A 23,188-nucleotide genomic window follows, 5' to 3' on the forward strand; every position below is an offset into this window, starting at 1 on the left:
CGGGACCTGATCGTTCGGGTAGTGGGCGGGACCTGATCGTTCGGGTGGTGGGCGGGACCTGGCCGTCCGTGCGGGGGGGAACCTGACCGTCCGTGCGGTGGGTAGAGCGGACCCGTCGGCCCTTCACCCCTCCCCGTGGCCCCTCACCCCTCCCCGTCGTCCTCCGCCCGCTCCGCGAGCACCAGCGCGACGAAACGCGCCAGATGCGCCCCGGCGGCCAGCACCGCGCCCGCCGCCACCGCCGCCCGCACCGGCGCCGAGTCCGTCGTGAGGAGCAGCCCCGCACCGGCCGCGAGCACGGCGGTGCCCGTGCCGAAGGCCACCGCCGACCGGACCATCGGCGACGGGGCCGACGCCGTACGCGGCACCGCACGTACCCAACGCACCGCACGCACCACCCGTGACGCCCGTGCCGCAGGCACCACACGTACCGCCCGCGCCGTCCGCACCGCCCGCACCGCCCGTCCCGTCACCACCCCGTGCCCCGCCGCCGCCCCGGCGAGCACCACCCCCGCCACCACCCGCCCCGTCCCCCCGAAGGACGGCACCGACGCCACCCCCGCGGCGAGCCCCGCCACGGCGGCCGCCAGGTGGCCGTGGGCCGCGCGGCGGCGGGCGGGGTCGAAGAACGCGGCGTGGACCAGCCAGGCCAGTTCCCCGGCGAGGCCCAGGGCGGCCGTGCCGATGAGGGTCCAGCGTGGGCCGGGAACCCGCCCCGGTGGTACGCCGACGACGAGGGTGCCGCTCAGGAGGAGGACGATCCCGGCGTGGTAGAAGCCGCGGGTGCGGTCGGCCCAGCGCAGGCTGAGGGTGGCGTGGCCGCGCTGGACGTTGCGCAGCCAGCGGGTCGGCCGCCCGTCGCGCACCTCGCCGGGCCACCACTGGGCCAGTTCCTCGGGCAGGGTGTCGTAGCGGCGGGCCCAGACGGCGGCCTGGACGGCGCCGATCTGGGCGAGCCCGGAGGCGATGAACAGGGACACCGCGGCGTCCGGCCAGCGGGCGAAGCGGGGTTGGGCCGCGGCGAGGGTCGGCAGGAGCAGCGCGGCCATGGTGAAGCTCGCCCCCGCGAGCAGCGGGGCCGCGAAGCCGCCGAGCCCCTGGATGCTGGCGGCGTACCCGAGCGGGAGCGGCGGCTGCCAGGTGTCGCGCGGGAGCCGCCGCGGCGGCCGCACGGACGGGCGCGACGACCGGCGTACCGCCCGGCGCCGCGCACCCGCACCACGTGGAGCCCGTGCCCCGCGCCGCCCCCGCCCCTCAGCTCCGGGAACGCGGGCACCCCCGCTCGTGCCGCTCGTCGACCCCGCCGCACTCGGCGCACACCCGCCCGCGCCCGCGGGTGCCGCCGAACTGGAGCCGGCGGGTGCCGGTGGCGCCGGTGCGGGCCGGGGGGACGATCTGGTGGGAGCCGGGGCGCAGCCCGAAGGCGCCGCGCAGCAGCCGCATGACCTGCTCGATGGTTTCGGCGGTCGGCTGCGGGTCGGCGGGCAGCGTGAAGTACAGCTCGACGCCGTCGGGCGGGTGCAGGCTCAAGGACTGAAGCGTTCCGCCCATCCGTTCGAAAAGGGTGCGGAGCGTCGGCTCCGCGGCGGGAACGAGGAACCTGGGCAGTTCGTCGGCGGCCACGGACAGCCGTACGTGAATGACCATCTGCATGGGACGCATCACCCCCCGTAATACGGACAAGCATACGGACCGGGGGTATTGATCACGAGTGCTTCGCCATTTCACGGGGCGACGCCGAAGAACACCGAGGCAGCACCGGAGAAGCGCCGAAGAACATCGGAGAACACCGGAGAACGCTGAAGAACGCCGGAGAACACCGAACAGACACGGAAAAACCCCGGCGCCGTCATGGCGCCGGGGCGTTCTTCCGATAGGACGGGGGAAGCGGCATCGGGGGGACAAGCCGCTTCCCCCGATGAGGACCGAACTCTCAAGTCAACGCCGCCACCGGGGGAAGAGGACGGCGCGGACCCCGCAGTGGAGACCGGTCCCGGGCCCTTGGATTCCTGCCAGATCCGCCGGGCTCACCACCATCCTGCGCCGCCCGCAACCGGAAACGGCCAGGCGAAGGGCCCCTGCCCCCGGGTCATTGGTCCTTAAAAACCAGGTGAGTTCGCGCCACGTTAGACTCGCCCGGCACAAGCGGAACACGGCACGGAACACGGCACACGGGGGTTCGGGGATGAACGGGCAAGGGGAGGCCACAGCGTGAAGGACCCGAAAAAGATCATTCTTTTCGTCCTCGTGGTGTTCGTCCTGTACGTGATCATCACCGACCCGGCCAAGGCCGCGGACTACGTCCAGGTAGGGTTCGAGGGCATTTCGAACGCCGCCAAGGCCATCGGCGACTTCATGACCTGGGTCGCCAACGGCGGCAAGGACGACTGAGGGAGCGCCCGTGATCCGCCATCTGGTCCTCTTCAAGCTCAACGACGGCGTCGAGCGCGACGACCCGCGCGTCGTCGCCGGTGTCAAGGCCTTCGAGGAGCTCGGCGGGATCATCCCCGAGCTGCGCTTCTGGGAGTGCGCCTGGAACATCTCCGAGCGCCCCATCGCGTACGACTACGCCATCAACTCGGCGGTCGACGACACCGATGCGCTCACCCGGTACCTGGAGCACCCGGCGCACCAGGCGGGTGTCGGGCTGTGGCGCGAGTTCGCCACGTGGGTGATCGCCGACTACGAGTTCTGAGGCCGCCGCCACCACGAGTTCCGCGGCCGCCACCACGTTTTCCACGGCCCCGCACCGGGAACGGTGCGGGGCCGTTTTGCGTCTTGTGCCCCAACTTGCCCCTCAACACGGAGTTATCAGGTGCTTGCACACAGTGCACATGTCTTGTGATGCTATGACCGCTTTTGACGGATGAGTTGACCGAGGTCGACCGAGCTTGACCGAGCTCGGCCGGACTCACCGGAGAAGGGGTGGCGTTGACCGTGCCGGCCAGTTCTGCGCCCGAAGCACCGCCCGCACAGGCGCCCGAGACCCCGCCCGCCCGGGCCCCCGAAGCCCCGCCCGCGCAGGCCACCGAGCCGCCGCCCGCCAAGGCGCCGAGCAGCAGGGGCGCCGACACCCGAGCCCTCACGCAGGTGCTCTTCGCCCAGCTCAAGGAGCTGGAGCCGGGCACCGTCGAGCACGGCAGGGTGCGCGGCGCGCTCATCGAGGCCAACCTGCCGCTCGTGCGGTACGCCGCGGCCCGCTTCCGCAGCCGCAACGAGCCGATGGAGGACGTCGTCCAGGTCGGCACCATCGGCCTGATCAACGCCATCGACCGCTTCGACCCCGACCGGGGCGTGCAGTTCCCGACCTTCGCCATGCCCACGGTCGTCGGCGAGATCAAGCGGTACTTCCGCGACAACGTGCGCACCGTGCACGTACCGCGGCGGCTGCACGAGCTGTGGGTGCAGGTCACCGGGGCGACGGAGGACCTGACCACGTCCTTCGGGCGCTCGCCCACCACCGCCGAGATCGCCGAGCGGCTGCGCATCACCGAGGAGGAGGTGCTCTCCTGCATCGAGGCCGGGCGTTCGTACCACGCGACGTCCCTGGAGGCCGCGCAGGAGGGCGACGGGCTGCCCGGGCTCCTGGACCGGCTCGGGTACGAGGACCCGGCCCTGGACGGCGTCGAGCACCGCGACCTCGTCCGGCACCTGCTCGTCCAACTGCCCGAGCGGGAACAGCGGATCCTGCTGCTTCGCTACTACAGCAATCTGACGCAGTCCCAGATCAGTGCCGAATTGGGCGTTTCCCAGATGCATGTGTCGAGACTGCTGGCCAGAAGCTTCGCGCGGCTTCGGTCCGCAAATCGGATCGAGGCGTAACCGTATCGGGTGGAACAGCCTTTCGGCCGTTACCGACGGAGCCGGGGCCGAAAAAGTCTCAGACCCCCTCTTTCCTGCACGGACGTCACCCTCACTTGTCGACAAGTCACTACAGCGTGTTGCCGACATGTGACATTCTGCTGGAACCGCGTTTGCCGGGGCCCCGCCGCCGGTATTCAGGTGGAGGCTGCGTTCCTTCGACGGGGCGCCGGCCGCGACCGTCCGCGACCTCAAGGGGGTGGCATGTCCGCAGACCAGGGCAGCTCGAAGGTGCTCACGCTCACGCTCGGCAGCGAGAGCGAATCAGCGCCCGACGCGCTCAACGGTTCCGAAGCCGTGACCACGGCGCCGGGAGCCATCGACACCCGCACCCTGTCCCGCTCCCTCTTCCTGCGGCTCGCCGCACTCGACCAGGACAGCCCCGAGCGTGCCTACGTCAGAGACACCCTGATCGAGCTCAACCTCCCCCTGGTGCGGTACGCCGCGGCGCGCTTCCGCAGCCGGAACGAACCGATGGAGGACATCGTCCAGGTCGGCACCATCGGCCTGATCAAGGCGATCGACCGGTTCGACTGCGAACGCGGCGTGGAGTTCCCGACGTTCGCGATGCCGACCGTCGTCGGCGAGATCAAGCGCTTCTTCCGGGACACCAGCTGGTCCGTGCGCGTCCCGCGCCGGCTCCAGGAGCTGCGTCTGGCCCTCACGAAGGCCAGCGACGAGCTCGCCCAGCGCCTCGACCGCTCCCCCACGGTGCCCGAACTGGCCGCCGTGCTCGGCGTGTCCGAGGAGGACGTGGTCGACGGCCTCGCCGTCGGCAACGCGTACACCGCCTCGTCCCTCGACTCGCCCGCCCCCGAGGACGACGGCGGCGAGGGCTCCCTCGCGGACCGCCTCGGCTACGAGGACACCGCCCTGGAGGGCGTCGAGTACCGCGAGTCCCTCAAGCCCCTCCTCGCCAAACTCCCGCCGCGCGAACGCCGCATCATCATGCTGCGCTTCTTCGCGAACATGACGCAGTCCCAGATCGGCGAGGAGGTCGGCATCTCACAGATGCACGTCTCCCGCCTGCTGACGCGCACGCTGGCACAGCTGCGGGAAGGACTCATCGCGGACTGATCGTCACGGACCGAGGGGTTCGGCCCCGCATCCGTTGCCGACGGCATGGATCCTGTTGACAGGGTTCCTAATTGACGGAGCGTCAGCCACACTGGCGCGATGCTTCGTGGTGCGTGGAGTGGCGGACGTGGCCGCCGGGGCGCGATAGCGGGTGCCTCGGCGGTCGTGCTGGGTCTGGGCGGGCTGCTCGCCGCGTGTGGCGGTGACGGGCGGGACGGCTATGTGGCCACCGGTGCGGCCGGGGGCGGGCCGGAGAAGGGGTCCGGGAAGGCCGTGGGCCCCAGCGGGGACGTGGAGTTCGTGCCGCTGGACGGGGAGGCTTCGGGCGGGAAGTCGCCCGGCGGACGCGCGAGTTCGGGTCCTGAGGGCCCTCAGGGGCCCCAGGGCGTTACGGGCGGGCCATCGACCGGACGGGCCGGGGACGGCAGGGAGGACGGCGGCGGAGACGGCGGCGCCGGAGAGGACGGCGCCGGGGACAGGAACGGTGACGGGGGCCAAGGCAGCGGCACCCGCCCCGACTCCCCGCGCGGCGGCACCACCGACCCCAGCACTCCCCCGAAGCCCAGGCCGAACCCGAAGCCCGATCCGGACCCGAACCCGGACCCCAAGCCGAATCCGGACCCCAGGCCGAACCCGAACCCGGACCCCAAGCCGGAACCCCCCACCCCCGCCGCCCTCAAAGTCGGTGAGCCCCGGCGCGCCGCCGGGGACAAGCGGTGGTGCGAGGACGTGACGGTCGCCTTCCGCAACACCGGGGGCTCCGCCGTGCGTTCGGGCAGCGTGACGCTCGGTACGCACATCATCGGCGCCCTCGGCGTGGACTGGGGGACCATCGAGTCCACGCGGAAGCTCCCGGCGCCCATCAAGGCCGGGAGGACCGTGAAGAAGACTTGGCCTGTTTGTGTCGACTGGTGGCGCGTTCCGCTCGGCATGCACATCGAGACGCGCGACGTCGACGTGGAGTGGAAGTAGCTCCCGAGGAGGCCGGGAGGTGCGGCCGCGGGGGGGGCCCCCCGCGCGGGGCCCCCCCCCCCCCACCTGCGTAGAGCCCAGGGGCTAGACGTCGCGACGTACGGACAGCAGATCCTCCAGCTGCTCCTCCCGCGCCTGCGCGGCCACGAAGAGAAGCTCGTCGCCCGCTTCGAGCGAGTCGTCCGGCGTCGGCGCGAGCACGCGCGTACCGCGGATGATGGTGACGAGCGAGGTGTCCTCGGGCCACTGGACGTCGCCGACGCGGGTGCCCGCGAGGGCGGACTCCGGCGGCAGCGTCAGCTCGACGAGGTTCGCGTCGCCGTGGCTGAAGCGCAGCAACCGGACGAGATCGCCGACGCTCACCGCCTCCTCGACGAGCGCGGACATCAGACGTGGCGTGGACACCGCGACGTCGACGCCCCAGGACTCGTTGAAGAGCCACTCGTTCTTGGGGTTGTTGACGCGCGCGACGACCCGCGGGACGCCGTACTCGGTCTTGGCGAGCAGCGAGACGACGAGGTTGACCTTGTCGTCGCCGGTCGCGGCGATCACGACGTTGCAGCGCTGCAGCGCCGCCTCGTCCAGCGAGGTGATCTCGCAGGCGTCGGCGAGCAGCCACTCGGCCTGCGGGACGCGCTCGACGGAGATGGCCGTCGGCGCCTTGTCGACGAGGAGGACCTCGTGCCCGTTCTCCAGGAGCTCACCGGCGATGGAACGGCCCACCGCGCCCGCTCCGGCAATGGCGACCCTCATCAGTGACCGCCTTCCTCGGGGCCTTCGGCGAACGCCGCCTCGACCTTCTCCACCTCGTCGGTGCGCATCATCACGTGCACCAGATCGCCTTCCTGCAGCACCGTCTGCGAGGTCGGCAGGACCGCCTCGCCGAGCCGGGTGAGGAAGGCGACGCGCACGCCGGTCTCCTCCTGCAGCTGGCTGATCTTGTGCCCGATCCAGGCGGCCGACGCGTGCACCTCGGCGAGCTGTACGCCGCCGGTGGGGTCGCGCCACAGCGGCTCCGCGCCGGACGGAAGGAGCCGGCGCAGCATCTGGTCGGCGGTCCAGCGGACCGTGGCGACCGTGGGGATGCCCAGGCGCTGGTAGACCTCGGCGCGGCGCGGGTCGTAGATACGGGCCGCGACGTTCTCGATGCCGAACATCTCGCGGGCCACGCGGGCGGCGATGATGTTGGAGTTGTCACCGCTGGAGACGGCGGCGAAGGCACCGGCGTCCTCGATGCCGGCCTCGCGCAGGGTGTCCTGGTCGAAGCCGACGCCGGTCACACGGCGGCCGCCGAAGCCGGAGCCCAGACGGCGGAATGCGGTGGGGTCCTGGTCGACGACGGCGACCGTGTGCCCCTGCTGTTCCAGGGTCTGCGCGAGAGCGGAACCGACTCTCCCGCAGCCCATGATGACGATGTGCACGTCGTTACCCCGCGCTCCTCATGGCCCTCGTGACCTGCGTAAATGCCCTACTCATGACTCTCGCCCTCGAATGTTCCCCGGGAATGCTCGAGTCCACGTTAACGGCTTCCGCACCCGGGTCGGATCCCGCGGGACGGTCCGAGGCCGGGCGCGGGCTCACTCGACGGCGCGCAGCATGCTCTCCATGGACTGGACCCGGACGTTCAGCTCGGTGAGCTGGGTCCGTATGGCTTCCTGCTGGGCCGCGACCGAGTCCAGCGCCTTGCGGTAGCCCTCCATCGCCTGCGCGTACTCGATGTCGCGCTCGCGGCTGCGCTGCGTCTGGAACTTGGCCACCGTCACAATTGCGCCGGCAAGGATCAGGAAGAAAGCGATCGGGATGATCGCGTCGCTCATTGGGGCGTCCCCTTTGGTGAGTGCTTTCCGGCTTCGCCCGTCCCGTCCGGTGGAGCGTCCGCCCCGTCGAGGCGGGCAGCCGCGAGAATCGTATCGACGTTCAACTGCACGTCAAAGGGCGCGAGTTCGAAGTACTTGAGGGCCTTGCCGTCGTCCGACAGCTCCAGCCTGCCGATCACGAGACCGGCCTTCTCCAGGCGTTCCAGATGCATGTACAGCAGGGGGCGGGAGACGCCGAGGCGGCGGGCGAGTTCGCTCACGTACAGCGGACCCGTGGCCAGCTCCGTGATGATCCGGATGCGCTGGGCGTGGCCCACGGCCGCCAGAAAGGCCAGCAGCTCCTCGCTGTTCATGGCCTGCATGGCCCGCCTTCGCGCCGTCCCGATACCCGTCGGCCAAGGCTTACGCATGGCTTGAACCACTGTCAAACCCTCCGTCGATCGGACTCATCCATTCCTGCGTGCCTGCTCACGGATCCTCCGTGCCTGTTCACGGGCCCAGCCTCGTTCGATCCTGACAGTTGACGTCTCAGTCCTTCACCTGTCAGTCTCAACTTACACATGGAGGACGGGAGAGTCGCTATGGCAGCGAGGGGGCCGGACATGAGGCGCGGAGCGAGGCAGTCGATGACGGTGCGGGTGGCGCGGTGGAGCGCGCTGCATCCGTGGCGGGCGATCGTCGGCTGGTTCGTGTTCGTGGTGCTGTGCCTGGGAGCGGGCATCACGGCGGGGATGAACCAGGCGACGTCGGCGGACTTCCGCGTCGGCGAGGCCGGGCGCGCGGAGGCCATGGCGGCGCGGGGCGACCTCCAGATCAAACCGCTGGAGCAGATCCTCATCAGCGCCGAGCCGGGGCAGCGCCTGGACGCGCGCGCCGCCGACGCGGCCGTCCGGGACGTCACCCGGCGCATGCGGGCCCTGCCCGAGGTCGACGAGGTCGCCGCGCCGGTCCGCTCCAAGGACGGCAGGGTCGTCCGGGTGCCCGTCACCCTGAAGGGACCCGAGCAGGAGGGCAAGAAGAACGTCATCCCGCTCCGGGCCGCGACCGAGAAGGTGAAGAAGGCCCACCCGGACGTCGTGGTGGAGGAGACCGGCGCCGCGTCCGTGAGCAAGGGCGTCAACGACCAGCGCGGCAAGGACCTGGCGTTCTCCGAGATGATCACGCTGCCGGTCACGCTGATCACGCTGGCCCTGGTGTTCGGCTCGGTCCTGATGGTCGGCGTACCGCTGCTGCTCGCCATCACCTCGATCATGGCGACCATGGGCCTGGCGATGCTCGCCTCGCACCTGCTGCCCGACACCGGCGTCGGGATGAACATGATCCTTCTCATCGGCATGGCCGTCGGCGTCGACTACACGCTCTTCTACCTCAAGCGCGAACGCGAGGAGCGGGCCCGCGCGGGCGGCAGGCTCTCCTCGGAGGCCCTGGTCGAGGCCGCCGCCGCGACCGCGGGCCGCGCCATCGTGATCTCCGGGCTCGCCGTGATCGTCTCCACCGCCGCGCTCTACCTGGCCGGGGACGTCATCTTCGACTCACTGGCCACCGGCACCATCCTGGTCGTCGCCGTCGCCGTGGTCAGCTCCGTGACCGTGCTGCCCGCCATGCTCGTCAAGCTCGGCCGACGCGCCGAGCGCCGCGCGGAGAAGCGCCGCGCGGCGGGCAAGACCGTGCGCTCCGACGCCGAGAAGAAGCCGGGCCGGGTCTGGAACGCCCTGCTCACCCCCGCCCGCAAGCGCCCCGCGCTCACCCTGTGCCTGTCCGTCCTTGTCCTGCTCGGCCTCGCGGCCCCCGCCGTGACCATGAAGCTCAAGGACCCGGCCCGGGACAGCTTCTCCCGCGAGATCCCCGCCATGCAGGGCTACGACCGGATGCTCGCCGCCTTCCCCGACCTGCGCATCCGCTACCAGGTCGTGGTCACGTCCGAGCCCGGACAGGCCGGGCAGGTCACCGACGCCCTGCGCGCACTCGACCGCAAGGCCGCCGCCGACCCGCTCCTCGCCCGCCACGACCGCCCCGCCATCAAGACCTCCTCCGACCGCCGCGTCAGCACCCTGGACCTGGGCGCCCCGCACGCCACGTACTCCGACAAGGCCGTCCGGGCCCTCGACCACATCCGCGACGACTACCTGCCCGCGACCGTCGGCAAGCTCGACGGCGTCGAGACCGCCGTCAGCGGTGACGTGCCGCGCGGCGTGGACTACGTGGACCACCAGAACCAGAAGCTGCCGCTGGTCCTCGGACTGCTGCTCCTGATGACGTTCGCGATGACGGTGTACGCGTTCCGGTCCGTCGTCCTCGGACTGCTCGGCGTCGGGCTGAACCTGCTGTCCGCCGCGTCCGCGCTCGGGCTCCTCGTGCTCGTCTTCCAGGGGGAGTGGGCCGAGGACCTGCTGTCCTTCGTTTCCCTGCACGGAATCTCCTCGCGCGTGCCGCTCTTCCTCTTCGTGATCCTCTTCGGGCTCTCGATGGACTACCAGGTGTTCGTGGTCAGCCGGATCCGTGAGGCCGCCCTGAACGGCGTGCCCACCCGGCAGGCCGTGATCGACGGGATCGCGGCGTCCGCCAAGGTCGTCACCAGCGCCGCCATCGTCATGGTCACCGTCTTCGCCAGCTTCGTGATGCTGCACATCCTGGAGATGAAGCAGATGGGCTTCGTCCTCGCGGTGGCCGTCCTGCTCGACGCGTTCGTGATCCGCGTCATGATCCTGCCGGCGGCGCTGCTGCTGCTCGGCCGGGCGACGTGGTGGCCGTCGAAGGCGGTGCGGCGGGCCGAGGAGCGACTGACCCGCGGGTACGCGGCCCCGGCCGACGAGGGCGCGGAGCCGCCGATGGCGGGAGCGGGAACGGCCCCCGGGCGGTGAGCGCAGGCGCCGCGCGCGGCCGCGGACGCTGAGCGGGTGGACCGGACGGTGTGAGCACACCGACCGGTCCACCCACTCACCTTTTGAACATCTCTTTAAGCTTCTGGCCAGAAGCTCTTGACAGGTCCGGGGTACTGGGTGGGCGGCGCGCTGACGGAGCGCTTACGATCCTCTGCGTGTCCAAACTGACCGACGTGCCCAAACGGATCCTCATCGGGCGCGCACTGCGCAGCGACCGGCTCGGAGAAACGCTCCTGCCGAAGCGCATCGCCCTCCCCGTGTTCGCGTCCGACCCGCTGTCCTCCGTCGCGTACGCGCCCGGCGAGGTGCTGCTCGTCCTGTCCGTCGCGGGTGTGTCGGCCTACCACTTCAGCCCCTGGATCGCGGTCGCGGTCGTCGTGCTGATGTTCACGGTCGTCGCCTCCTACCGCCAGAACGTGCACGCGTACCCGAGCGGCGGCGGTGACTACGAGGTCGCCAACACCAACCTCGGACCCAAGGCCGGACTGACCGTCGCGAGCGCGCTGCTCGTCGACTACGTCCTGACCGTGGCCGTGTCGATCTCCTCGGGCATCGAGAACCTGGGCTCGGCGGTCCCGTTCGTCGTCGAGCACAAGGTGCTCTGCGCGGTCGGCGTCATCGTGCTCCTGACCCTGATGAACCTGCGCGGCGTGAAGGAGTCCGGCAAGCTCTTCGCGATCCCGACGTACGTCTTCGTGGCGGGCGTCTTCATCATGATCGCGTGGGGCGCCTACCGGGGCCTGGTCCTCGACGACACCATGAAGGCCCCGACCGCCGACTTCGAGATCAAGGCCGAGCACGAGGGCCTCGCCGGCTTCGCCATGGTCTTCCTGCTCCTGCGGGCCTTCTCCTCCGGCTGTGCCGCGCTCACCGGCGTCGAGGCGATCAGCAACGGCGTCCCCGCGTTCCGCAAGCCCAAGTCCAAGAACGCCGCGTCGACGCTCGCCCTGATGGGCGCGCTCGCCGTGACCATGTTCTGCGGCATCATCGGCCTCGCCATGGCGACCGACGTGAAGATGGCCGAGAAGCCCGCCAAGGACCTCCTGGAGAACGGTGTCCCGCTCGGCGGCGACTACGTCCAGAACCCGGTGATCTCCCAGGTCGCCGAGGCGGTCTTCGGCGACGGCAGCTTCCTCTTCATCGTCCTGGCCGCGGCCACCGCGCTGGTCCTCTTCCTCGCCGCGAACACCGCCTACAACGGCTTCCCGCTGCTCGGCTCGATCCTCGCGCAGGACCGCTACCTGCCGCGCCAGCTGCACACCCGCGGCGACCGCCTCGCCTTCTCCAACGGCATCGTGCTGCTCGCGGGCGCCGCGGCCATGCTCGTCTGGATCTACGGCGCGGACTCGACCCGTCTGATCCAGCTCTACATCGTCGGCGTCTTCGTCTCCTTCACGCTCAGCCAGATCGGCATGGTCCGGCACTGGAACCGCCACCTGGCCACGGAGCGCGACCCGGGCAAGCGCCGCCACATGATCCGCTCCCGGGGGATCAACGCCTTCGGCGCCTTCTTCACCGGCCTGGTCCTGATCGTCGTACTCGTCACGAAGTTCACGCACGGCGCGTGGGTGGCGCTGCTCGGCATGGTCATCTTCTACGCGACCATGACCGCGATCCGCCGCCACTACGACCGGGTCGCCCACGAGATCGCGGCCGCCGAGGGCCCCTCGGACGACAGCGTCCGCCCCTCCCGCGTGCACTCCATCGTCCTCGTCTCCAAGATCCACAAGCCGACGCTGCGGGCCCTCGCGTTCGCCAAGCTGATGCGCACGGACACCCTGGAGGCGCTGAGCGTCAACGTCGACCCGGCCGAGACCAAGGCCCTGCGCGAGGAGTGGGAGCGGCGCAGCATCAGCGTGCCCCTGAAGGTCCTCGACTCGCCCTACCGCGAGGTCACGCGCCCGGTCATCGAGTACGTGAAGTCGCTGCGCCGGGAGAGCCCGCGCGACGCGGTCAGCGTGATCATCCCCGAGTACGTGGTGGGCCACTGGTACGAGCACCTGCTCCACAACCAGAGCGCGCTGCGCCTCAAGGGCCGCCTCCTGTTCACCCCCGGAGTGATGGTCACCTCCGTCCCCTACCAGCTGGAGTCCTCCGAGGCCGCGAAGCGCCGGGCGCGCAGGCGCCAGGAGTGGAACGCGCCGGGGTCGGTGCGGCGGGGGCCGGTGGAGAAGCGGGCGAAGGAGACGAGCAAGAAGGGGTGAGGGCGCGGCCCTCCCTGGCGAGCGGCCCGCGAAGGGCAACGTAGACTGGTGGGCTGTCGTCCGGCCGTCCGTTTTCTCGATGTTCTCGACGCCGCCGACCACCGTCCTTACCTCTTGCGTTCCTTACCTCTTACGTTGTGGAGTCACCCCGCCATGCAGGCTGAACCGAAGAACTCTCTGGTGGGCGAGGAGTACGAGGTCGAGGTCGGACCGGTCGCGCACGGCGGGCACTGCGTCGCCCGTACGGCCGAGGGCCAGGTGCTCTTCGTACGGCACGCGCTGCCCGGCGAGAAGGTCGTCGCGCGCGTGACGGAGGGCGAGGAGGGCGCGCGCTTCCTGCGGGCCGACGCCGTGACGATCCTGGACGCCTCCAAGGACCGCGTCGAGGCGCCCTGCCCGTTCGCGGGCCCCGGCCGCTGCGGCGGCTGCGACTGGCAGCACGCGAAGCCGGGCGCGCAGCGCCGCCTCAAGGGCGAGGTCATCGCCGAACAGCTGAAGCGTCTTGCCGGGCTCACGCCCGAGGAGGCGGGCTGGGACGGCACCGTCATGCCCGCCGAGGGCGACAAGCTCCCCGCCGGCGAGGTCCCGGCCTGGCGCACCCGGGTCCAGTACGCGGTGGACCCCTCCTCCGGCCGGGCGGGCCTGCGCCGCCACCGCTCGCACGAGGTGGAGCCGGTCGACCACTGCATGATCGCGGCCGAGGGCGTCACCGAACTGGGCATCGAGTCGCGCGACTGGCCCGGGATGGCCTCGGTCGAGGCGATCGCCGCGACCGGTTCGCAGGACCGCCAGGTGATCCTGACCCCGCGCCCCGGCGCCCGCCTGCCCCTGGTCGAGCTCGACAAGCCGGTCTCGGTCCTGCGCGTCGAGGAGAAGGACGGCGGCGTGCACCGCGTCCACGGCCGCCCCTTCGTCCGCGAACGCGCCGACGGCCGCACGTACCGCGTGGGCAACGGCGGCTTCTGGCAGGTCCACCCGAAGGCGGCGGACACCCTGGTGACCGCGGTCATGCAGGGCCTCCTGCCGCGCAAGGGCGAGACGGCCCTCGACCTCTACTGCGGCGTGGGCCTCTTCGCGGGCGCCATCGCCGACCGCGTCGGCGACGAGGGCGCGGTCCTCGGCATCGAGTCCGGCAAACGCTCCGTCGAGGACGCCCGCCACAACCTCGCCTCCTTCGACCGCGTCCGCATCGAACAGGGCAAGGTCGAGTCGGTCCTCCCGCGCACCGGCATCACCGAGGTCGACGTCATCGTCCTCGACCCGCCTCGCGCGGGGGCGGGCAAGGCTACGGTGCGGCACCTGGCGGGGCTGGGGGCGCGGCGGATCGCGTACGTGGCTTGCGATCCGGCTGCGCTGGCTCGGGACTTGGGGTACTTCCGGGAGGGGGGGTACAAGGTGCGGATGCTTCGGGCGTTTGATCTTTTCCCTATGACGCATCATGTGGAGTGTGTGGCGATCCTTGAACCGGCGGCGAAGGGCTCCTGAACTGCGGTTTTGCTCGTGCGCATTATGCGCGGTGTGGGCGTTACAGGCGATATCCTGACGCTCGTTCCGGTGGGGCGTCAGGCGAGCCATCGGGCAGGTCAGGCCCTGCCGAAAGGGCGAGCGTCGAAGGGGAAGTCCGGGGGCAAGCGAAACTGACGGCCGTGGCTGTCATCCCGCTGCATCGGTCGCCACCTCGCACTGAGGCTGTGAAAGTGCGTCGGTGCCGCCTTCAGGGATGCCGATGACCTCGACAGTCACCCCTCGTGCCGCCAGCGCCTTCGCGGTCTGCGCGATGGTGATCTGGGAGAAGCCGAAGATGGAGTCCGGGGTCAGGCTCGTGCGGTTCTTGAGGAGCATCGCAAGGACGATTCGCTTGGGCGTGTAGTCATCGGGAAGCAGGCGTGCGCCTCGACTCAGCCGGGCCACCTTAGCGGTGAACTCGCTGCGGACCTGGGCGGATTCCTGGAGCAGTTCCACCGCAACCCTGGCCTGGCTGAACAGATGGCTCAGCGGACTGGAACCGCCTGCCCGCTTGACGAGGATCAGGGTGTCGTCGGGCGCGAGCAGGTCGCAGATCTCGACCTGGTCCCTGGGGCGGAGAGGGTTGGCGACGTTCTTGGTGTCGAGGCAGAGCCAGCGGGGCTGACCGTCAGCCACCTCGCTGTTGTACTCGTCAGCCACTCTGTTGTTGTAGGTGTTCTCCGACTCGCCGTCCTCCCAAGTGGGGAGGGAGACGGAAGGCAAAGGAGAGAACAGCGCTCGCACCGTGGCCCGGCACTCTTCGACATAGGCGGCTCCGGCCTCGTACCACTCGCCGTCCATCAGGAAGAACCGTCTGGAGCCGAGGGACACACCGGTCTCCAGCCAGGTCAGCGCGCTGGTGACGGCGAGCGTGTCGGTGATCCCCTTCCGGCGGCCCCTGGCCAGGGTCACCGTCCCTTCGCGCAGTGCCTTCAGACGCCGGCCGGGCGGTGCGAGCCGAGCCCGGGTGATCACGTACCCGAGGTCGAAGTCATCCGAGCGCAGGGCTCCGTTGTCACTGTTGATCTGGGTCGTGTACGCGGTGGCCTCGGCGTGCGCCGTGTGATGTTCGGACGGGACACAGGCGGAGATGCTTCCGTCGTCGGGACGCCCGAGACGGTCGTCCAGGGTTTCGCCGAGGGTGTCGAGGGTCTCCGGGTCGCTGACCGGGACAATGTGGTCAATGAACTCCAGCTCTTGATGCGGGATGTCCTCGCGGCAGATCCTGGCGATGGTCCGCAGGTCGGAGAGCAGGGCCTCGGGTTCGATTCCGAGGGCGATCCGCAGCCCGCACCCACCTTGGGCGCTCACGGCTTTGCCGAGGCTGTACCGCGACCGGGTGAGCGGCAGGTTATCGAGGTATCCGCCCAGGCTGCGCACGATGCGCGAGTGGTCGCGAATGCCCAGCAACGGGACCGAGGCACCGCCCGGAACCAGGGAGATGTCCGTGCGAGCTTGCCCGAGAGATCTCGACACGGCTCCGCGGATCAAGTTCGGGTCCATCTGCCGGATGGCGAACGAGAGGCCGAAACGCTTGTCCTTGAGGTGTTCGGGGATCAACCGGTACCCCTGGTCACAGCCGATGGCATACACCATGCCATCGACTGCGAGCAGCAGTACGGCGGCGGTGCGGCGGACGCTCTCGTTGACCGCGATGCCCGTGGTGCGTGACATGGGCTCGCACCACGGGGCCTCAGCGTGTTCGATCCCACAGGTGATGTACACAGCCGGGACCCCGAGTGCCTCCGGCAAAAGTGGATCTACACCGAGGCTGTCCAGAAGTTCGACGTCAAGGGCGTCCAGCATGGCTTCGCTGTTGGGGGCGACGCCAGGCAGCCGATAGACGGTGCGTACTTCGGTGTGCGAGGGCATGGCGCGGCTCCGTAGGCCAGAAGGGAATTGAGTACACGCAACAGAAAAGCATCTGAATGTGTACATTGTCAACGGACTACATTCTGGAATGTGAGTGCCGTTCCGTGTACGCTGGAGGTATGACGGACAACGCCGCTCCATCGGTCGGCCCTCTGATCACCGGCGCCGAGATCGCCCGGCTGGCCGGAGTCACCCGGGCCGCTGTCTCCAACTGGCGCCGGCGCTACGACGACTTCCCCGCGCCGGCCGGAGGTGCCGCGAACAGTCCGCTCTACGCGCTCGCCGAGGTCCAGGAGTGGCTGTACCGACAGCGCAAGGGTCAGGAGGTGTCACCCGAGGTCGAGTTGTGGCAGGCCATGCGGGCTGCATACGGGGAACAGATGGTCTCGGGCCTGGCGCAGGTCGCCGCGGCCCTGGCCGGGCAGACAGGACCGGGGTTGGGGGACAACGTCGCCACCCGTGTACAGGCGCTCGTCCGAACCGGATCGTCCGTCGACCTTGTGAACGGACTTACCGAACGATTTATGGACTCCGCTCGGCGGGCCGGGTCCGACCAGGTGACCCCTGAGCGCGTGGTGCGTGCCGTCCGCCACTTCGCCCCCGAACTGCCGTCCAGCGCCACGGTCTTCGACCCTGCCTGCGGAATCGGGGTGCTCCTCCTATCTGTAGCCTCCGATGCCGGGACGCGTTGCTGCGGCCAGGAGATGGATGACGACAGTGCTCGCTTCGCACAGCTCCGCGCCGATCTCCTGGGCCGCTCCGGCGTACGCGTCGTGACAGGCGATTCACTGCGTGCGGACGTATGGCCGGACCTCAAGGCGGATCTGGTCGTCTGCGACCCTCCGGCCGGTGTGACCGAGTGGGGGCGGGAGGAGTTGCTGCTCGACTCCCGCTGGGACCTCGGCACCCCGTCCAAGGCCGAGGGGGAGCTCGCCTGGCTCCAGCACGCTTACGCCCACACCGCGCCCGGCGGCCACGTCCTCATGGTCATGCCGGCCTCGGTCGCCTACCGCAAGGCCGGCCGCCGCATTCGGTCGGAACTCGTCCGCCGGGGCATCGTGCGACAAGTGGTCGCCCTGCCGCCGGGGACGGCGACCTCGCATGCCCTGCCTGTGCACCTGTGGTGTCTCCAGCGTCCCGGGAACACGGAAGGGGTGGACACGCGCCACACCGTGAGCATGGTCGACCTGACAGAGAATCCACCCGACGGGGATCTGGAACCACGTCCCGACCAGGTGGCCGACGTGCCGCTGATCGAACTCCTCGACGACACCGTCGACCTGACGCCTGGGAGACATCTCCGTTCCCGGCACCGCGACTACCCTGCTGAATACGCCTCCCTGCGCAAGGAGTTGGAGGATCAGATCCGTCGACTCGCTGCCCTTCTGCCCGAACTCGCGACGGGCGGCGGGCCGGGCTCCCTGGACGGCGCCACCACCAGCGTCGCGGATCTGGCCCGCGCCGGGCTCGTGGCGTACGAGGGTCCGGAGCCCGTCTCGGCCAGCGAGCAGCTCGACACGGACTATCTGCAGGGGTTCCTGCGCAGCTCGGCCAACGCCCGCAGGTCCACGAGCGCGAGCGGGACCTACCGCTTCGACAGCAGGGGCTCACGCATCCCCCGTATGGGCATCGACGAGCAGCGTCGGTACGGCTCCGCCTTCCGCGCCCTGTCCGCGTTCGAGGCGGGGATGTGCAAGGTTGACGAGCTGAGCCGACAGCTCGCCGAGGTCGCCCGTGACGGTCTGGCCACGGGCGCCCTGACACCGGAGGAATGAGCCGGTTCGCCGGTCAGCCCACGGGCGGGAGGAAGGGACTCGCGGTCCCGCTCCACGTCACCTTCAGGGTTTCGCGAGCGCGTGTGCAGGCGACGAAGAGCAGGCAGCGCTCACGGAGCAGGTCGGCGTCGTGTTGGAGTGGGTCTTCCTCACGCGCGGTGATCTCACGGGCGAACGGGACCGTGCCTTCGGCGACACCGAGCACCGACACCGCCCGGAACTCCAGCCCCTTCATCGCGTGCATCGTCGCCAGCCGCACGCCCTCGGACTCTTGAGTGACCTGCCCTTTGACTCGTAGCACCGGAATCCCCGCGGCCTTCAACTTCTCCTCGGCCGCGTCCAGGGCGAGGTTGAAACGCGCGCACACACCGATCTCGTGCGGCGCGAAACCCTCGGCGACCAGGTTTCGGACCCGCTCCACCAGCGCCTCCGTCTCCTCTTGCCGGGTGGCGTACCCCCGCACCCGAGGGCGGCCGCCGTGAAGCAGCGAGCGGTACCCGGCCAACGAGTCCGTCCCCTCACCCTCGAGCGCATCGACCGTGACAGGCGCGAGGAGGCGGGCCGACCAGGCCAGGATCTCTTCCGTGGAGCGATAGTTGACGCGCAACCGGAAGCTGCGGCCGACTGAGGCGATGCCCAACGAGCCCAGTGACACCCGGGAGTCGTAGATCCGCTGATGCGGGTCACCGGTGATGAACAGGTCGTCGGAGCCGGGGGAGACGGCGGCACGCAGCACCCGCCACTGCGCGGGGTGCAGGTCCTGTGCCTCGTCCACGACGATGTGGGCGTACGGAGCCGGCCCGGCGCCGTCGGCGAGGAGTTCCGCCGCACGGGCGCAGATGCCCAGGTGCGTGGTCTCGCCGCGGTCGCGCAGGAACTGCTCGAACCGCTCCACGCACCTCCACACCTCCCGGCGGCGCGCGGCACCGAGACCGGTGCCGCGGCCGCGGCGGCTCGCGCCGAGGTAGGCGTCGACATCGCGGAGGTTCTGGCCGAGGACGACGTGCCGGTACTCCTGGGCCAGGAACCGGGCGGTGAACGGCAGATCCAGCTGCTTCACCACCTTCTCCCACAACTGCCGCTGCTCCCGGTCCCCGATCGGCTTGGGCGCGGTCGCCGAGTGGGTGCGCACGACGCCGTTGGCACAGGCGTCGACCGTCGTCACATCAACCCGTGCCAGCAGCTTCTCGTCCTCGTCGAGGAGCAGACCGAGCATCTCGCGCAGTCCGGTGGCGAGCGCGTTCGTGTACGTGGTGAGCAGGACGCGACCGTTCTCGGAGCGGCCGAGCAGATGCTTGACCCGGTGCAGCGCGGCCACCGTCTTGCCCGTGCCGGGGCCCCCGGTGACCTGGACGGGACCGCCGTACGACGTGCGGTAGGCGACGCGCCGCTGGGAGGGGTGCAGGAAGACCCGCCAGGCCGCGAACGGCTTCGCCAGCATCTCCTCCAACTCCCGTGGCCCGGTGACCAGTCGGATGCGGGCGGACGTGTTGGTGATCACCGTGGCCAGGTCCTCGACCGGTTCGGCGGGCGCGTCGGCGGGGCGACGCACGGCTACGACGTCCCGGTAGACCTCCTCCGGGCTGAAGCCCTCGGCGAGGTACTGGAGCACCTCCAGCTGGTCCTCCGGCAACAGCGTGGCGAAAGCCTCCAGTTGGGCCTTGTCCACCAACGATCGTGCGGCGCGCAGGACTTGGTCGTCGATGCCGAGCTCGCGCAGCGTGCCGTCGGAGACGTCCGCGAACAGCAACCGGGGAGCCGTGCGCGCGGCCGTCTCGTACAGCGGTGTCAGCTCGTCCAGGGCGACGGCGTTGCGCACCTCCAGGGCGCGCGTCGCGGAGTTCGCGCTGTACAGGCGCTTCGTCGCCCAGGTGTAGGCGTCGTCGTGCGGCAGGACATTGACCAGGAGGAACATGTCACTGCCGTCGTCGGGGGCGAGGACGACACCACGCCAGAAGTCGGTGATGCGGATCGTGCGCATCCGCGGGTCACGGGCGTTCTGGACGGACTCCAGGTGCAGCCCCTTGTCCGCGTTGAGTTCGGCCGAGCTCATGGCCTGGAACTTCGCCATGGCCTTGCGCACTCCGGCCCGGACCGGCTTCTCCAAGGCGTCGTAGCCGTCCCAGAAACTCTGGGCGAAGGCGAGCCGAGGCATCAGGTACCTTCCCTTCTGCCGGACGCCAGACGTCCGGCGATCTCCCGGAAAGCCGTGAGGAGTTGTTCTGATTCGCGGGAGAGATCGAGGCTGTGTTGATAGATCCGCATCGCCCGCCTGTCCGCCCCCGCAGCTGTCCCCCGCACTTCGTGGACACGCTCGGGCTGCCGTCCGGCCGCGTACACCAGGTGGGCCTCGCCCAGACCGAGCACCGTGGCGTACGCGAGCGCCTGGTACAGGTCGGCGTTGAGAAGCCCGTCGGCCTGCTCGACCTTGTACTTGGCGTCGACGACGGCGAGAGGAGTACGGCCGTCGCCACTACGGACGACCAGGTCGGGGCGCATCCCTACGCGGCCCGCCATGTCGAGGTGATGAGGATCCTGGAGGCGTGCGGTCAGACCGTGCTCCCGCAGCGCCTCGCGCAGGCCGACCGTGACGAAGTCCTCGAACAACTTGTTCATATCCAGCAGGAAGCCGTCCACAGCGAGCGGGTCGGCTCCGGCCGTCCGGTGCTCCGGCGAGGTGCCCCGTAGGACGGCTTCCGCGAGCCGAAGCGCGGGCTGGTAGCGGGAGTTGAGACGCGACGGCTGCCAACGTGGCAGTTCCTGCCCCCGTACCAACGGCAGCGCGTCGGCGAGTCGTACCCGCTGATGAGCGAGGCGCCGCCGGACGGGGCCGGGAACGTCCGGCAGCCGCAGCAGCCGCTCGGTGGCGGCGCGCAGGATGCGGTTCTCGGCGGTGTCGGCGGTGTACGCGTCGTGGGCGATCTCCACGGGCGGCGTACGGCCGAAGCGCCGCCGGATCTGCTCGGCCTCACGCAGCCTTCCGCGCACGACCAGCGCGGTCTCCTCGACCTCCCGGTAGCCCTGGAGGACACCCTGTCGCAGGGCCCCGTCGATCTGCCGCTCCACGGCATGGGCGAGGGCGGGCACGACATCGTTGTAGGAACCGGTGTCCACGGTGCCCTCGCCGCTGTCGCGCCAGGCGCGGGCCGGGTCGAGGCTGAACCCGAGGAGGAAGAACAACCGGCTCACCGGGGTCTTGGGCATGATCCGTACGACCTGACCGCCGGCCGTGCGGACGGCGCCGACGCGGCTGCCTGCCCGCAGCAGCCAGTGCCCGCCACGGCCGGGATCGGGGGTCGCGCTCTGCAGGATCCCGGAGGCGGCCAGAGCCCGCCCGGCCTGGGTGTCCAGCGCGACGGAGACGGCGGGCCCGTACTCGCGCAGCGACACCTCAGGCATGGGCAGTGTCACGGGCGCTGCTCGCGCAGGGCGTCGAGGCCGTAGCGAGCGGCGACGTCGAGGCCCTCGCCGTAGTGGTGCTCCTCCAGCAGCGGCAGGATCTTTGTGCGCCACGTCCGATCGAGGCCGCCGTCGCGGTACACGCCCGGCTTCATCAGGTACGACGGTCCGATGGCGAAGTCGGCGTCGTCGACACGGGCGTTGAGGGCGTCGAGCAGGCGGGCGGGTTCCAGGTCCTTGCCCTCGCGCTTCAGCCAGCGGGCGAGCAGCCCGGCGGTCGGTTCGGTGCGCGGGGACAGCTCCACGAACGCGAAGCGGCGCCGCATCGCCGCGTCCACGAGGGCGATCGACCGGTCGGCGGTGTTCATCGTGCCGATCACGAAGAGGTTGGGCGGCAGCCCGAAGTCGTCCCCGGAGTAGGTGAGTCGGACCGACCTCGTCCGGTACTCCAGGAGGAAGTACAGCTCACCGAAGACCTTCGCCAGATTGGCGCGGTTGATCTCGTCGATGATCAGGAAGTGTGGGATGTGCCGGTTGCCGTCGCGGGAGGCGAGATCGGCGAGCTCCCGGAGCGGGCCGGCCGTCAGCCGGAAGGCCACCTCCCGCGTATCGGGATCCTCCACGGGCCGGAAGCCCTCGAAAAAGTCCTCGTAGGCGTACGAGGGATGGAATTGCACGATCTTGACCTGCTCCGGACCGCCGCCGAGGTACTCGGCCAGCTTCATCGCCAGGTACGTCTTGCCGGTGCCCGGGGGGCCGTAGAGCACCAACTGTCTTTCATCGATGAGCAGTTCCCGCATCTCGGCCAGCCAGTCGCGGTCATGGACGAGGAGTTCGGCAGCGAGTTCCTCGGTGATGTCCGGCAGGGTCAGCTCCCGGGGCGCCGACCGTTCCCCGGTGGTGTCGGCCGCCTCTGGGGCCACGTGGTCCCCCGGTCCGGTGAGCACGTCCAGGGCGTCCAGGACACCGGTCAGGTCGACGACATCATGCTGAACGGACAACTTCTGCTGCAGCTCCTCCGGCAGCTCCTCGTACGCGTGGCTCTTCGTGAACCAGGAGACGGTCCTGCGCAGATTGGACAGACCGCCCTGCGACGAGGTCTGCACGGAGTCGCCAGTGAGCTGCCCGATGTGAAGTCGACCATCGCCTATGGTGGCCACGGTGTCGCCGATCCGCATCTGGGTCAGGAAGGCGTGCAGTTCGTCGACGAGACCCCGCTTCTGGTTGTACGAGGCCGATCCCTCGTACCCGTCCTCCACGAAGCGGCGCAGCATGCTCTTGGTCGGATCGCTCTCCTCAAGGGGCGGCAGATGCGCGGCCGGGAGCGAGACGAACCCCTCCTGGAGCCACAATTGCCGCACCAGGTTGTGCCCGGAGACATTGGAGCCGCGCACCAGCCATGCCTTGCGCGGGGCACGCCAACCGGTGGAGAGATAGTCGGCGAGCGGATGGCCTTCCGTGGTGCGCCAGGACTCCGGGCCGGAAGCGTCGTAGCCGTACACGAGCGCGGCGGCGGCCGAGGAGGAGTTGCACTCGATGTCCCGGGCCGCCCTCCACCGTTGCTGGTCCTTCGGCAGGCTGGGGTCGGCCGTCGCGTCGACGAGGCCGCCGCTCGCGCGCAGATCCGCGCGGTTGCGGCGGGTGTGGTCGCCGAGCCCGGGCCAGGCCTCGGCGGCCACCAGGGAACCTTCCCGCAGCAGGAACTTGTGCGTGCCGTTGCCGCCGAACTCGGCCAGCAGCTGCCCGCGCGCCTCACCGCCCTGGGGGAGCTTGATGCGGAACTCAGGAGTGCCGGGAAGGAGCTCGGGCTGCGACATGGCTCC

At 70.1% G+C, this 23,188-nt stretch carries 19 protein-coding genes; 9 read left to right on the plus strand and 10 right to left on the minus strand.

Going from position 1 to position 23,188, the window contains the following annotated elements; all coding sequences use genetic code 11:
* Positions 1–143 precede the first annotated feature (143 nt).
* Positions 144–1,172 (minus strand): hypothetical protein, encoded by a 1,029-nt coding sequence (locus tag ACFVHO_RS15060; protein ID WP_385713614.1) that lies wholly within the window; start codon positions 1,170–1,172, stop codon positions 144–146.
* Between the two features lie 82 nt (positions 1,173–1,254).
* Positions 1,255–1,653, minus strand: coding sequence for a hypothetical protein (locus tag ACFVHO_RS15065; protein ID WP_385713616.1), 399 nt, complete (start codon positions 1,651–1,653; stop codon positions 1,255–1,257).
* 558 nt (positions 1,654–2,211) lie between these two features.
* On the opposite strand from ACFVHO_RS15065, the gene ACFVHO_RS15070 reads away from it, so the two are divergent.
* The 5 genes from ACFVHO_RS15070 (at position 2,212) to ACFVHO_RS15090 (ending at position 5,910) form a co-directional block, all read left to right on the plus strand.
* Positions 2,212–2,391 (plus strand): hypothetical protein, encoded by a 180-nt coding sequence (locus ACFVHO_RS15070; protein WP_030357901.1) that lies wholly within the window; start codon positions 2,212–2,214, stop codon positions 2,389–2,391.
* Positions 2,392–2,401: 10 nt separating this feature from the next.
* Positions 2,402–2,695, plus strand: a complete 294-nt coding sequence (locus ACFVHO_RS15075; protein WP_030357900.1) for a Dabb family protein — start codon at positions 2,402–2,404, stop codon at positions 2,693–2,695.
* 242 nt (positions 2,696–2,937) lie between these two features.
* Complete coding sequence (locus tag ACFVHO_RS15080) at positions 2,938–3,822, plus strand: RNA polymerase sigma factor SigF (RefSeq protein ID WP_385713618.1); 885 nt, start codon at positions 2,938–2,940, stop codon at positions 3,820–3,822.
* A gap of 243 nt (positions 3,823–4,065) precedes the next feature.
* Positions 4,066–4,938 (plus strand): RNA polymerase sigma factor SigF, encoded by an 873-nt coding sequence (locus ACFVHO_RS15085; RefSeq protein WP_385713620.1) that lies wholly within the window; start codon positions 4,066–4,068, stop codon positions 4,936–4,938.
* A gap of 99 nt (positions 4,939–5,037) precedes the next feature.
* Positions 5,038–5,910, plus strand: a complete 873-nt coding sequence (locus tag ACFVHO_RS15090) for a hypothetical protein (RefSeq protein WP_385713622.1) — start codon at positions 5,038–5,040, stop codon at positions 5,908–5,910.
* Positions 5,911–5,994: 84 nt separating this feature from the next.
* Here the strand turns inward: ACFVHO_RS15090 and ACFVHO_RS15095 are convergent, their stop codons facing one another.
* The 4 genes from ACFVHO_RS15095 to ACFVHO_RS15110 form a co-directional block, all read right to left on the minus strand.
* The gene (locus ACFVHO_RS15095; protein WP_030357312.1) at positions 5,995–6,663 is read right to left on the minus strand and encodes a TrkA family potassium uptake protein; all 669 of its coding nucleotides are present in this window, start codon (positions 6,661–6,663) and stop codon (positions 5,995–5,997) included.
* The gene (locus tag ACFVHO_RS15100; RefSeq protein ID WP_030357311.1) at positions 6,663–7,331 is read right to left on the minus strand and encodes a TrkA family potassium uptake protein; all 669 of its coding nucleotides are present in this window, start codon (positions 7,329–7,331) and stop codon (positions 6,663–6,665) included. Before ACFVHO_RS15100 ends, ACFVHO_RS15095 begins: the two co-directional genes overlap by 1 nt.
* A gap of 156 nt (positions 7,332–7,487) precedes the next feature.
* Positions 7,488–7,727 (minus strand): hypothetical protein, encoded by a 240-nt coding sequence (locus ACFVHO_RS15105; RefSeq protein ID WP_385713624.1) that lies wholly within the window; start codon positions 7,725–7,727, stop codon positions 7,488–7,490.
* A complete protein-coding gene (locus tag ACFVHO_RS15110) occupies positions 7,724–8,080 on the minus strand; it encodes a winged helix-turn-helix domain-containing protein (RefSeq protein ID WP_033263899.1) in 357 nt (118 codons plus the stop codon). Before ACFVHO_RS15110 ends, ACFVHO_RS15105 begins: the two co-directional genes overlap by 4 nt.
* Positions 8,081–8,329: 249 nt before the next feature.
* On the opposite strand from ACFVHO_RS15110, the gene ACFVHO_RS15115 reads away from it, so the two are divergent.
* The 3 genes from ACFVHO_RS15115 to ACFVHO_RS15125 all read left to right on the plus strand — a co-directional run bounded on the left by ACFVHO_RS15115 (position 8,330) and on the right by ACFVHO_RS15125 (position 14,298).
* On the plus strand, positions 8,330–10,588 hold the full coding sequence (locus tag ACFVHO_RS15115) for an MMPL family transporter (RefSeq protein WP_385713626.1): 2,259 nt from the start codon (positions 8,330–8,332) through the stop codon (positions 10,586–10,588).
* Between the two features lie 176 nt (positions 10,589–10,764).
* Positions 10,765–12,813, plus strand: coding sequence for an APC family permease (locus ACFVHO_RS15120; RefSeq protein ID WP_385713628.1), 2,049 nt, complete (start codon positions 10,765–10,767; stop codon positions 12,811–12,813).
* 153 nt (positions 12,814–12,966) lie between these two features.
* Complete coding sequence (locus ACFVHO_RS15125; RefSeq protein WP_385713630.1) at positions 12,967–14,298, plus strand: class I SAM-dependent RNA methyltransferase; 1,332 nt, start codon at positions 12,967–12,969, stop codon at positions 14,296–14,298.
* Between the two features lie 168 nt (positions 14,299–14,466).
* Here the strand turns inward: ACFVHO_RS15125 and ACFVHO_RS15130 are convergent, their stop codons facing one another.
* Positions 14,467–16,191 carry a TIGR04141 family sporadically distributed protein gene (locus tag ACFVHO_RS15130; protein WP_385713632.1) on the minus strand — a complete coding sequence of 575 codons (1,725 nt, stop codon included), beginning with the start codon at positions 16,189–16,191 and terminating at the stop codon, positions 14,467–14,469.
* A gap of 119 nt (positions 16,192–16,310) precedes the next feature.
* Between ACFVHO_RS15130 and ACFVHO_RS15135 the strand changes: the two genes are divergently transcribed.
* Entirely contained in the window at positions 16,311–17,966 is a 1,656-nt protein-coding gene (locus ACFVHO_RS15135) for a class I SAM-dependent DNA methyltransferase (RefSeq protein WP_385713633.1), read from the plus strand.
* 13 nt (positions 17,967–17,979) lie between these two features.
* Here ACFVHO_RS15135 and ACFVHO_RS15140 read toward each other — a convergent pair whose 3' ends face one another.
* From ACFVHO_RS15140 to ACFVHO_RS15150, 3 genes are read right to left on the minus strand one after another with little or no spacing between them, the layout of a single operon-like run.
* On the minus strand, positions 17,980–20,121 hold the full coding sequence (locus ACFVHO_RS15140; RefSeq protein WP_385713635.1) for a UvrD-helicase domain-containing protein: 2,142 nt from the start codon (positions 20,119–20,121) through the stop codon (positions 17,980–17,982).
* A complete protein-coding gene (locus ACFVHO_RS15145) occupies positions 20,121–21,365 on the minus strand; it encodes an McrC family protein (protein ID WP_385713637.1) in 1,245 nt (414 codons plus the stop codon). The genes ACFVHO_RS15140 and ACFVHO_RS15145 overlap by 1 nt, the downstream gene beginning before the upstream one ends.
* A gap of 8 nt (positions 21,366–21,373) precedes the next feature.
* Complete coding sequence (locus ACFVHO_RS15150; RefSeq protein ID WP_385713639.1) at positions 21,374–23,182, minus strand: AAA family ATPase; 1,809 nt, start codon at positions 23,180–23,182, stop codon at positions 21,374–21,376.
* Positions 23,183–23,188 lie beyond the last annotated feature (6 nt).

It is taken from the genome of Streptomyces sp. NPDC127108, from assembly GCF_042677545.1.
Taxonomy (GTDB): Bacteria; Actinomycetota; Actinomycetes; order Streptomycetales; family Streptomycetaceae; genus Streptomyces.